We start from the raw sequence: 11,865 nt of genomic DNA, 5'->3' as shown, positions 1-11,865 counted from the left end.
GACATAAGGGGGCAGGGATGTTGAATAATGGTCTTAAATTACGGCCTGTAACGATATTGTGTGGTTTTTCACTGATGCTGGCACCGGTAACATCGCTGTTTGCTGCGCAGACACTTTCCGGCCATCCGGTGCATACGTCCGGTGAACATTCCGCACCGGTGCGACACAATTTTCATGCGGTCATCGCGGCGTTACCTGCCGGCGTTCATCTTTATTATTCATCCACATTAGCCTCTCTTTATCAGGCCCGGCATATGCAGCCGATGTGGCAGGATCCGGTAGCGGTAGAAAAATTTCAGCAGCAGCTTGCTGAAGTTGCCTTATCCGGTGTTCAGCCACAGTTCGGTCAGTGGGTCAGCTGGCTTTCACGCAGTGATATCACCGGTATGGAACGTGATGTCCTGTTATCAGATGCGATGCTGGGATATTTGCAGTTTGCTGCCGGCGCCCCGGTGAAAGGGGAAAGCTGGCTTTACGGGGATACACCTTATAGTCTCTCATTACCGCCATCCGGAGATATTGCCCGCTGGCAAACCTCTATAACCACCCGTAATGAGCGGGTGTTTATCGATTCTCTGATGCCTCGTCATCCTGAGTATCTGCCGATGCAGGCAGCACTGAAAAAGTTATTGTCAGAAAATCAGCAATGGCCGTATCTGACCAATCGTATTTCTATCAGACCGGGTGAAAGCAGTCCGGAGATCCCGACACTGCGCACGATTTTAATCCGTAGTGGTATGCTCAGTGCGAATGCGCCGGTGTCGGCCCCGTTACATCCGTCGGCGGATACGCCTGCTCAGCAACCGGTGGCGTCGACGACATCGGCAGGCAGTCAAAGTGCCTTACTGCCGGGTAAAACCCTTGCGGGCACGACGCCTGCACAGGCTAATTCCCCGGCGGATACGGGGACCACGTCATCTGCACTGACAACGGCGGTGAACCCGGAGGATGTTTACAGCCCTGAACTGGTGGATGCGGTGAAACGTTTCCAGCAGTGGCAGGGCCTGGCATCCGATGGTGTCATCGGGCCAAGGACCCGTGAATGGTTAAACGTCACGCCACGGATGCGTGCGGGTTTACTGGCATTAAATATCCAGCGTCTGAGACTCCTGCCTGATGATATGCACAATGGCATCATGGTGAACATCCCTAATTTTTCCATGACTTACTATGAGGATGGGAAAACAATCCTCAGTTCACGGGTGATCGTCGGACGTCCGGATAAAAAAACGCCATTGATGCGCAGCGCACTGAATGATGTTGTGCTGAATCCGCCATGGAATGTACCGACCAGTCTGGTCCGGGGCGATATTGTCCCGAAAGCCAAGAGTGATCCGGATTATCTGATGAAACATGGCTTCACATTATTATCCGGCTGGAGTGCAGATGCTCAGGTGATTAATCCGGCCAGCATTAACTGGGCAACGGTGGATCCGGCGACATTCCCTTACCGGGTACGTCAGGCGCCGGGACCACAGAATGCTCTCGGCCGTTATAAATTCAATATGCCAAGTTCTGATGCCATCTATTTACATGACACACCGAATCATATGCTGTTCCAGCGTGATATCAGGGCGCTTAGCTCCGGTTGTGTTCGTATTAATAAGGCGGCTGAACTGGCAGGGATCCTGCTGAAAAATGTCGGCTGGGACAGCAGCCGGATAGCCAGTGCCCTGCAGGAGGGAAATAGCCGCTATCTGGCTATCCGTCATCGTATTCCGGTCAATCTGTACTATCTGACTGCCTGGGTGGGTGAAGACGGGCAGCCGCGATTCCGCACTGATATCTATAATTACGATAATCTGGTTCGCCAGGGACAAAGCAGTATCGGCCCGGCAGAGAAATTGATCCTTTAACCTGAGAAAGAAAGCACTGTCATCCTCTGCCGGCCAGCAGGATGACAGTTTCCTTCTTTATCTGCGGGCTGGCGTTGATATTCAAAAGGTCTGTATTGACGTGACTGAGACATCTGGTTAATGTGCCACCGTCTGTTTATTGTCCCGCTGTCACTCAGGTTATAAATCACCATGGATAAATTTGATCCCCAACGCAGAAAAATTCTATTGTCGGGTTGTGCCGTCGCCGGGCTGGCGTTACTGCCTGGCCTGGCAGAAGCATCATTATCGGCAACCCGCCCCCGTATACTCACGCTGAGTAATATGCATACCGGTGAAACGCTGAAAACCGAGTTTTTCAATGGTGAAACCTATAATCAGAGCGAACTGACCCGCCTGAATCATTTTTTCCGTGATTATCGGGCGAATAAGGTAAAGGATATTGATCCGCATTTATTTGACCAGCTCTACCGGTTACAGGTTATGCTGGGCACCCGGAAACCGGTTCAGCTGATCTCCGGCTACCGATCGCTGGCGACCAATAATAAATTACGTGCGTCCGGTAGCGGAGTGGCAAAACACAGTTACCATACGCTGGGCCAGGCAATGGACTTTCACATTGAAGGTGTGCAGCTGGCGATGGTACGTTCTGCAGCCCTGAAAATGCGTGCCGGTGGGGTAGGCTACTATCCGAAAAGTAATTTTGTTCATATCGATACCGGGCCGGTCAGACACTGGCAGTAACCGGTGTCTCAGAAAAAGAGGTTCAGGTATTGAGTCAGTTGAATTACACCCTTATTCCCGTCACGGCGTTTTCCCAGAATTGTTCCGTCGTCTGGTGTGGAGAGCAGGGGAATACTGCACTTATCGATCCCGGCGGGGATGCCGAAGTGATAAAAAAGGCCCTCAGCGATCTGCAACGCACTCCGGAAAAAATTCTGCTGACCCACGGTCATCTTGATCATGTCGGGGCTGCCGCCGAACTGGCCGCATTTTACGGCATTCCGGTTATCGGCCCTCAGTTACGGGATAAATTTCTGCTGGATGCTTTACCACAGCAGAGTCAGATGTTTGGTTTCCCTTATTGCGCGCCTTTGCAGCCCGACCAGTGGCTGGAGGAAGGAGAAACGCTCTCTTTAGGGCAGGTTACCTTTGATATATTACATTGTCCCGGTCATACCCCCGGACATATCGTCTTCCTCGACCGGAAAAATAAACTGTTATTTTCCGGAGATGTGATTTTCAAGGGCGGGGTGGGCCGAAGTGATTTCCCACAGGGCGATCATCAGCAGTTAATGACTTCGATAAGAGAAAAACTTTTACCCTTAGGGGATAACATTACTTTTATCCCCGGGCATGGGCCGTCATCCACGCTGGGGATAGAACGTATCACTAATCCGTTTTTACAGTGAGTTCCCGCGCCAGCGCTGACTTTTTCGGAAAACGACCCACAAAAAAGCCATCCGTCGGGATGGCTTTTTTCATGCACAGAGATCAATTACAACACGGCGATAATTGATTCACAGAGTACGGACATATTATCAGGCGTCATTCCGGCAATATTGATGCGACCTGAGTCAACGGCATAGATAGCATAGTCATTGCGCAGGCGGTGTACCTGTTCAGTGGTCAGTCCGCTATAAGAGAACATACCACTCTGCTGATGAATAAACCCGAAGTCCTTACTCGCGCCTTTCTCTGTCAGGGTATTCACAAACAGCTGACGCATACGCTGAATACGCTGACGCATGTCCGATAATTCCTGTTCCCACAGTGTTCTCAGGGTATCGTCACCCAGGATCGTCGCGACCACCGCCGCACCGTGTGACGGCGGGTTAGAATAGTTTGCACGAATTGCAAACTTCACCTGGCTGAATGCGGCAGTAGCGATATCTGCATTTTCTGCCACCAGCGTGAAGGCACCTACACGTTCGTTATACAGTCCGAAGTTTTTGGAATAGGAACTGCACACCATAAGCTCTTTGTGCTGCCTGGCAAAGATACGCAGCCCCTCAGCATCTTCATCCAGTCCGCGTCCGAACCCCTGATAGGCAAAATCGAATAAAGGTAACCAGCCACGGGAAACAGACAGATCTGCCAGCTGCAGCCATTGCTCCGGCGTCGGGTCAATCCCGGTAGGGTTATGACAGCATCCGTGGAACAGGACGACATCGCCTGCAACGGCCTGTTCCAGAGAATTCAGCATGGCCGGGAAGTCCAGCTGGTGGGTTGTCGCGTCATAGTAATCATAATGACAGACTTCCAGCCCGCTGGCGGTGAAAATACTTTTGTGGTTTGGCCAGCTTGGGTTGCTTACCCAGATACGTTTAACGTTAGTCTGGCGGGTCAGGAAGTCAGCCGCCACGCGCAGTGCTCCGGTGCCTCCCGGTGTCTGCGCCGTGCAGGCACGCTTTTCGGTGATAATCGGGTTCTCTTTGCCGAACAACAGCTCCTGAGTCAGTCGGGCAAATTCCGGATAGCCATCAATACTGAGATAGCTTTTCGTCGTTTCATTTTCCAGCAGGAATTGCTCAGCTTTTTTCACACTGGTCAGAATAGTGGTTTTGCTGGTCTCATCTTTATAAACACCGATACCCAGATTAATTTTGTCAGGCCGGTTATCCGCCCGGAAAAGGTCGGCCAGTCCCAGAATAGGGTCGGCAGGTGCAGCAGAAATTGATTCAAACATGAGTGAGATCCGATTGATAAATATAAACGTTTGCGCGTAAATCCAAGGTTATCCCGATAGACGGAAATTGCCAACAGTTGTTTGGTAATTTTATCCGCGGGGGATCAAAGTTTTACAATGAGCCGGGCTCAGAAATCGCAGGGGAGTTGCGGACGGATCAAACGGGGGAGAATAACAGGGCTAAAAAAAGAAAACGGGGTCAGAAGACCCCGTTTCAGGACTAAACCGGCATGGATTAGAACTGGTAAACCAGACCTACAGCAGCGATGTTGTCAGTCGCCAGACCCAGTTTGTTGTTGTCATTCAGCTGGTTGATTTTGTAATCAACATAGGTAGACATGTTTTTGTTGAAGTAGTAAGTCGCACCCACTTCAATGTATTTAACCAGGTCAGCATCGCCAACGTTCTCGATGTCTTTACCTTTAGTCTGGACATAGGCCAGAGAAGGACGCAGACCGAAATCGAACTGATACTGAGCAACCAGCTCAATATCCTGAGTTTTGTTAGCAAAACCAGAAACTGCCACACCGTTAATTTTGCCTGAGACAGGTGTCGCGTTCAGGCCTTCAGCATAGGTTGCTGCCAGGTAAACGTTGTTTGCATCATACTTCAGGCCGGTCGCCCAAACCTGTGCACGGTCGCCTTTGCCCAGATATTGGCTTTCATTCTGCTGGCCGGTACGGTCCTGAGAAGAGAATGCACCTGTTACTGCTACGCCGATTGGAGAGGTATAGCTGGTAGAGATACCGTAGCCGTCACCGTTAGCACGCTGAACTTCTGAACGGTCGTTTTTGCCCTGGTACTGAACGGCGAAGTCCCAGCCATCAACCAGACCAAAGAAGTTGGTGTTACGGTAAGTTGCAACGCCGGTAGCACGACCGGTCATGGTATCGGTGAAACCGAAATCACCACCGAATTCCGGCAGCATATCGGTCCAGCCCAGAACGTCGTATGCGACAGCGTAGTTACGACCGTAGTCGAATGAACCGTACTGACCTGCTTTCAGACCGGCGAAGCCCAGACGGGTCTTGGTACCATCATTTGCGTCAGCACCTTCGGAATTGTTTGCTGGCAGGTTATATTCCCACTGGCCGTAACCGGTCAGCCAGTTGTTGATCTGACTTTCACCTTTGAAACCCAGACGGGCATAAGATTGGTCGCCATCGTTAGCGGTATCTTTTGAAAAGTAGTGCACTCCGTCGACTTTACCGTACAGATCCACCGTGTTGCCGTCTTTATTATAAATTTCTGCGGCATTAGCTGCGCCTGCAACTAACAGAGCCGGGATCATAACTGCTAAAATGTTGCGCTTCATCATTTATTACCCTCGTTGGAGTTTATTAGAGACTACTCTCACTTCTGTCAATAATTCTTTACGAAACCATTGATGAAGTTTGGTGTCCTTATGTGTCTGAGGCATCTTTCCATTCATACGGTGCTATTTCTAGCGCGAATATGCTACAAAACCATAGTTCTGGTTTCAAATAGAAAATATGTGTTTCTGAATGTAAAAAACGGGGAACTTTATGAGATGAATCAATATTTCATAAAGTAATAAAGCCGGCATTTGCCGGCTTTATTATCTATATGAAATTGTTATTGATTAATTGACATTTAGAAATTGGCGTTACGTGGAGTCCGCGGGAAAGGGATAACATCTCTTACATTTTGTACACCGGTGACATAGGCGATTAAACGTTCGAAGCCTAAACCAAATCCTGAATGCGGAACCGTACCGTAGCGACGCAGATCGCGATACCACCAGTAATCTTCTTTATTCAGCCCCATTTCTTCCAGACGAGTATCGAAGACATCCAGACGCTCCTCACGTTGTGAACCACCGATGATTTCACCAATGCCTGGCGCCAGGACATCCATTGCCGCCACGGTTTTTCCGTCATCGTTCAGACGCATATAAAAGGCTTTGATGTCTTTCGGATAGTTTTTCACGACAACTGGCGCACAGAAATGTTTTTCTGCCAGGAAGCGTTCATGTTCGGATGAAAGATCGATACCCCAGGAGACAGGGTTTTCGAATTTCTGACCGCTCTTTAACAGAATATCGATAGCATCGGTATAATCAATTTGTGCAAAATCGGCTGAAACAAACTTCTCCAGTCGCTCGATGGCTTCTTTATCGACACGTTCTGCAAAGAAAGCCATATCGTCAGCACGTTCGGCAAGGACGGCCTTAAACGCATATTTCAGCATGGCTTCTGCCAGGCCTGCGGCATCATCCAGAGAAGCAAAGGCAATTTCCGGTTCGATCATCCAGAACTCAGCCAGGTGACGGCTGGTATTTGAGTTTTCTGCACGGAACGTCGGGCCGAAAGTATAAATTTTTGACAGGGCACAGGCATAGGTTTCGCCGTTCAGCTGACCGGAGACTGTCAGGAAAGATTCTTTACCAAAGAAATCTTCACTAAAATCCACCTGGCCTTTATCGGTACGTGGCAGGTTTTCAAGGTCCAGCGTCGACACGCGGAACATTTCACCGGCACCTTCAGTATCAGAAGCGGTGATCAGCGGCGTTGATACCCAGAAATATCCCTGCTCGTGAAAGAAACGATGGATAGCCTGTGCCAGGGTATGACGTACACGGGCGACCGCGCCGATCAGATTGGTACGCGGGCGAAGGTGCGCCACTTCACGGAGATATTCGATGCTGTGACGTTTTGCTGCCATCGGATAGCTGTCCGGGTCTTCCACCCACCCGGTGACTTCAATGGCGGTGGCAACAATTTCAAAGGCCTGCCCCTGTCCCGGCGATTCCACGACTTTACCGGTGACAATGACAGAACAGCCGGTGGTCAGGTGTAATACTTCGTCCTGATAATTATTAAGCGAATTATTAACAACAGCCTGAACAGGATTAAAGCAGGAACCGTCATAAATGGCGATAAAAGAAAGACCGGCTTTGGAATCTCTACGGGTACGGACCCAGCCGCGTACTGTGACTTCACTGTCAACAGCAACCCGGCCTTGCAGTACGTCCACTACAGGCACTACGCTCATAATTATCTCTCTATTCAATAATGTTTATAAATGCCCCTGGCGGGGAAAACGGATATGTTACTTGTGAGTTCACAGGAAACAAGAAAAATTACGCTCAGCTATCAGATTTCATGGCGAAGGAAGGAGAGAGTTCGTTCGCCCGGGGTTATCATTAGCTGGCCTGTCTGACCGGGGGAAGCTCAAAGGCTTTCTGCAGTGCTTTGACAAATGACGGGTCATGGCAAATCGTTTTGCCCGGACTGTCTGATAATTTAGCCACCGGTTTACCGTTACAGCTTAACAGCTTAATCACGATATTAAGCGGTGAGACACCCCGGATGTCACAGGTCAGGCGGGTTCCGATACCGAAGGCGACCCTGACTTTGGGATCGAAATACCGGTAAAGTGCCAGCGCTTTATCCAGGGTTAAGTTATCAGAGAACACCAGCGTTTTGGTTTGCGGGTCAATTCCCAGTTTTCTGTAATGGGCTATCACTTTTTCACCCCATTCGACCGGTTCACCTGAATCGTGACGGAGACCCTGATAGCGGCTGGCAAAATTCAGGTCGAAATCGCGCAGGAAGGCATCCGTAGTAATACAATCCGTCAATGCAATACCCAGCTGGTCAGGGTATTCCTCCAGCCAGGCCTGTAAAGCGACCCGCTGGCTAATGGCCAGCTCGGGGCTGATCTGCTGATGGGCCTGGAACCATTCGTGTGCCTGTGTACCGACCGGAGAAATATTCAGACGCCTGGCGAGATCATAGTTACTGGTCCCTGAAAGCCAGGGGACTTCCTGCTGAAGGGTTTCCACGACCGCGTGCTGAACCTGACGCGAATAGCGCCGGCGCGTACCAAAATCCATCAGTCTGAAGCGTGAGGTATCGATACCGGCCGAGGCCCGACGGAATGCACTGAGTTTTTCGTCCAGAGAGCTCAGGGCCTGATCCACGCCAATGAACGGTGTTTTATCCCGGTGTACAAGCTCGCTTATCATTGCCAGCAACGGGATTTCCCAAAGAATGACTTCAACCCAGGGGCCGCTTAAGGTAATGCTGAGCTTGCCGTGCTGGTTACGGACATCCACCTGCTCAGGTTTGAAGCGGAAGGTTTTCAGCCATTGCAGATAGTCTGCAGTAAAGAAGGGTAAACCGGCCAGGTAGAGATATTCAGTTTCACTGAGCGCCAGTGATTGCATCTGCTCTATCTGCCGACGTAACTCGCCGGCGTAATGGCCTGGCACGTCGTCCCCGCGACAACGAAACCCGGCAGTGACCGACACATCACGGTAATGATGGTAAACCGCTTGCTGCATATGCAGTTTATACGCATCCGTATCCAGCAATGAAGTGATTATCGGCGGATCATGTCGTTTCATGGTGCGTACCTGCATCCTAAGTCTGCGGCGCCAGGCCTGGTCAGAGAGTGTTAAGAATATTAAACAACGATCCCAGTATAACGTTATCTGATGAAAAGTGAATCAGAACACAGTAATCCTTCTCCTGCCGGTCGGGACCCGAACGAATTCACTGGTCAATAAATGCAGAGAATTTACCTGTAAGCGTTTTGTATCTGGAAACAGCTTGCTAAGAAGCATAAACTCGGGATGAATAAATTCTTTGATGACGATGACCGGGAAAAATTTATGACAGATCAACCACAAATTAAATATCGCCACGATTATAGCGCACCGGATTTCACTATCACCGATATTGATCTCTCATTTATTCTCGATGAGCAACAGACCCGCGTAACGGCTGTCAGCCAGGTGAAACGTCTGAATGAGCAGGTGACTGACCTGGTCCTGCAAGGGGAATCTCTGACGCTGGACAGCCTGGAAATCGACGGACAAGCGTGGAAAGACTACAGCATTGATGAAGGTTTATTGACGGTACGGGGCGTCCCGGCAGAATTTACCTTACAGATAGTGAATACTATTCACCCGGATCAAAATACGGCACTGGAAGGACTGTATAAGTCCGGTGAGGCGTTATGTACTCAGTGTGAAGCCGAAGGTTTCCACCATATCACCTGGTATACTGACCGTCCGGATGTACTGGCGCGTTTCACTACGACTATTGAAGCCGATAAGAAGAAATATCCGTATTTACTGTCAAACGGTAACCGTGTTGCTTCAGGTGACAGCGAAAATGGCCGTCACTGGGTGAAATGGCAGGACCCGTTCCCAAAACCTTGTTATCTGTTTGCGCTGGTGGCGGGCGAGTTTGATGTCTTACGCGACACCTTCACCACGCGTTCAGGCCGTGATGTCGCTTTAGAAATCTTCGTGGATCAGGGCAACCTCGACAGGGCTGACTGGGCGATGACTTCGCTGAAGCAAAGTATGAAGTGGGATGAAGAGCGATTTGACCTCGAATACGATCTGGATATTTTCATGATTGTTGCCGTCGACTTCTTCAATATGGGCGCGATGGAGAATAAAGGTCTGAATATCTTTAACTCCAAATACGTACTCGCTAAAGCCGAAACGGCTACCGATAAAGAGTATCTCGGTATTGAAGCTGTCATTGGTCACGAATATTTCCATAACTGGACCGGTAACCGTGTGACTTGCCGTGACTGGTTCCAGTTAAGTCTGAAAGAAGGCCTGACCGTCTTCCGTGATCAGGAATTCAGCTCTGATCTGGGATCGCGTCCGGTGAACCGTATTGAAAATGTCAGAGTGATGCGCGGTGCTCAGTTCGCGGAAGATGCCAGCCCGATGGCTCATCCGATCCGCCCGGATCAGGTGATGGAAATGAATAATTTCTATACCCTGACCGTCTACGAAAAGGGATCGGAAGTGATCCGCATGATGCACACTTTGCTGGGCGAAGAAAAATTCCAGAAAGGCATCAAACTCTATTTTCAGCGTCATGACGGTAGCGCCGCCACCTGTGATGACTTTGTGCAGGCGATGGAAGATGCTTCCGGTGTCAGTCTGACACAATTCCGCCGCTGGTATAGTCAGTCCGGTACTCCGGTACTGACCGTCAGCGATGAATACGATGCGCAGCATGACGTCTATAAATTGCATGTCAGGCAGCACACACCGGCCACAGCGGATCAGAAAGAAAAGCTGCCTTTGCATATTCCGCTGGATATTGAGCTTTATGACGCTGAAGGTAATATTATTCCGCTGCAGTACCAGGGCAAGCCAGTGTCATCCGTGCTGGATGTGACCGAAAGTGAGCAGACGTTTATCTTTGATAACGTCAGCGCCCGGCCGGTCCCTTCGTTACTGAGGGAATTTTCAGCCCCGGTTAAACTGGATTATCAGTGGAGTGATGACCAGCTGACGTTCCTGATGCGTCATGCACGAAATGACTTTTCACGCTGGGATGCGGCACAAAGCCTGCTGTCCACCTATGTGAAACTGAATGTTTTACGTTTCAGTCAGAAACAGCCGCTTTCTTTGCCACAACATGTCGCAGAAGCTTTCCGCGCAGTGCTGGCCGATAAAGGGGGGGACCCGGCGCTGACGGCGCTGATCCTGAGCCTGCCTTCTGAAAATGAGATGGCGGAATGGTTTGAACTCATTGATCCGGCAGCGATTGCCTCGGTCCGGACAGCGATTATCAGAACGCTGGCGAAAGAACTGCAATCAGAGTTGCTGGAAAATTACCATGGAAACCAATGCGGTGAGTATCGGGTGGTCCAGGAAGATATCGGTAAGCGTGCGCTAAAAAATGTTTGTCTGAGTTATCTGGCCTTTGGTCAGCCGGAGGAGGCTGACACTCTGGTGCGCCAGCAGTATCAGCAGGCTAATAATATGACAGATGCACTGGCTGCATTGAATGCGGCAGTGAGTGCACAGCTACCGTGTGCCGATGAACTGTTGGGACAGTGGGACGAGCGCTGGCACCAGGATGGCCTGGTGATGGATAAATGGTTTGTTATGCAGGCGACCAGCCCTGCTGCGGATGTACTGGACCGTGTGGAAGGGCTGCTTAACCACCGTTCATTTACCATGACTAACCCGAACCGTGTACGTTCACTGATCGGTGCGTTTGCTTCGGCTAATCCTTCAGCATTTCATGCGACCGATGGTAGCGGATATCGCTTCCTCACCCGTATGCTGAAAGATCTCAATAAACGTAACCCGCAAATTGCGGCACGGCTTATCGAACCCCTGATCCGTCTGAAACGCTATGACGATCAGCGTCAGCAACTGATGAGAGAAGCGCTTGAAGAGCTGAAAGGTCTGGAGGATCTCTCCCGTGATTTATATGAAAAAATCACTAAGGCGCTGGCAGCATAATCAATGATGAAATGATCCTGAAACCACCTGCACCCCGGGTGGTTTTTTTCATTCAGCAAATGTTCTGATTTTAGCGTTACTGCGGG

Annotated in this window: 8 protein-coding genes; 4 read left to right on the top strand and 4 right to left on the bottom strand. The window is 50.2% G+C overall.

The window, feature by feature from the left end; genetic code table 11:
- Window positions 1-17 precede the first annotated feature (17 nt).
- The 3 genes from ldtD to GTPT_RS13140 all read left to right on the top strand — a co-directional run bounded on the left by ldtD (window position 18) and on the right by GTPT_RS13140 (window position 3,247).
- Entirely contained in the window at window positions 18-1,856 is a 1,839-nt protein-coding gene (ldtD, locus tag GTPT_RS13150) for a L,D-transpeptidase (RefSeq protein WP_029991125.1), read from the top strand.
- Between the two features lie 171 nt (window positions 1,857-2,027).
- The gene (mepK, locus tag GTPT_RS13145) at window positions 2,028-2,579 is read left to right on the top strand and encodes a peptidoglycan L,D-endopeptidase MepK (protein WP_025902836.1); all 552 of its coding nucleotides are present in this window, start codon (window positions 2,028-2,030) and stop codon (window positions 2,577-2,579) included.
- A 38-nt stretch (window positions 2,580-2,617) separates the two neighbouring features.
- Window positions 2,618-3,247: an MBL fold metallo-hydrolase gene (locus GTPT_RS13140; RefSeq protein ID WP_029991123.1), complete on the top strand. Its 630-nt coding sequence runs from the start codon at window positions 2,618-2,620 to the stop codon at window positions 3,245-3,247.
- Window positions 3,248-3,333: 86 nt separating this feature from the next.
- Here the strand turns inward: GTPT_RS13140 and GTPT_RS13135 are convergent, their stop codons facing one another.
- The 4 genes from GTPT_RS13135 to pncB form a co-directional block, all read right to left on the bottom strand.
- Window positions 3,334-4,524: an amino acid aminotransferase gene (locus GTPT_RS13135; protein ID WP_029991121.1), complete on the bottom strand. Its 1,191-nt coding sequence runs from the start codon at window positions 4,522-4,524 to the stop codon at window positions 3,334-3,336.
- A gap of 235 nt (window positions 4,525-4,759) precedes the next feature.
- Window positions 4,760-5,842: a porin OmpF gene (gene ompF / locus GTPT_RS13130; RefSeq protein ID WP_029991120.1), complete on the bottom strand. Its 1,083-nt coding sequence runs from the start codon at window positions 5,840-5,842 to the stop codon at window positions 4,760-4,762.
- Between the two features lie 296 nt (window positions 5,843-6,138).
- On the bottom strand, window positions 6,139-7,539 hold the full coding sequence (asnS, locus tag GTPT_RS13125) for an asparagine--tRNA ligase (RefSeq protein ID WP_025902832.1): 1,401 nt from the start codon (window positions 7,537-7,539) through the stop codon (window positions 6,139-6,141).
- A gap of 151 nt (window positions 7,540-7,690) precedes the next feature.
- The gene (pncB, locus tag GTPT_RS13120; protein WP_029991119.1) at window positions 7,691-8,896 is read right to left on the bottom strand and encodes a nicotinate phosphoribosyltransferase; all 1,206 of its coding nucleotides are present in this window, start codon (window positions 8,894-8,896) and stop codon (window positions 7,691-7,693) included.
- A gap of 267 nt (window positions 8,897-9,163) precedes the next feature.
- Between pncB and pepN the strand changes: the two genes are divergently transcribed.
- A complete protein-coding gene (gene pepN / locus GTPT_RS13115) occupies window positions 9,164-11,779 on the top strand; it encodes an aminopeptidase N (RefSeq protein WP_029991118.1) in 2,616 nt (871 codons plus the stop codon).
- Window positions 11,780-11,865: the final 86 nt, after the last annotated feature.

Origin of the sequence: Tatumella ptyseos ATCC 33301 (assembly GCF_000735525.1) — a bacterium.
GTDB classification, from domain to species: Bacteria; Pseudomonadota; Gammaproteobacteria; order Enterobacterales; family Enterobacteriaceae; genus Tatumella; species Tatumella ptyseos.
The sequence above is the reverse complement of the archived record's forward strand: the minus strand, read 5'-3'. Positions and strand labels throughout refer to the sequence as shown.

Excerpts from the sequence above, each read along its gene's own strand:
- pepN (WP_029991118.1), top strand. The coding sequence starts at position 9,164 with ATGACAGATCAACCACAAATTAAATATCGCCACGATTATAGCGCACCG.
- pncB (WP_029991119.1), bottom strand. The coding sequence starts at position 8,896 with ATGAAACGACATGATCCGCCGATAATCACTTCATTGCTGGATACGGAT.
- mepK (WP_025902836.1), top strand. The coding sequence starts at position 2,028 with ATGGATAAATTTGATCCCCAACGCAGAAAAATTCTATTGTCGGGTTGT.
- GTPT_RS13135 (WP_029991121.1), bottom strand. The coding sequence starts at position 4,524 with ATGTTTGAATCAATTTCTGCTGCACCTGCCGACCCTATTCTGGGACTG.
- ldtD (WP_029991125.1), top strand. The coding sequence starts at position 18 with ATGTTGAATAATGGTCTTAAATTACGGCCTGTAACGATATTGTGTGGT.
- ompF (WP_029991120.1), bottom strand. The coding sequence starts at position 5,842 with ATGATGAAGCGCAACATTTTAGCAGTTATGATCCCGGCTCTGTTAGTT.
- asnS (WP_025902832.1), bottom strand. The coding sequence starts at position 7,539 with ATGAGCGTAGTGCCTGTAGTGGACGTACTGCAAGGCCGGGTTGCTGTT.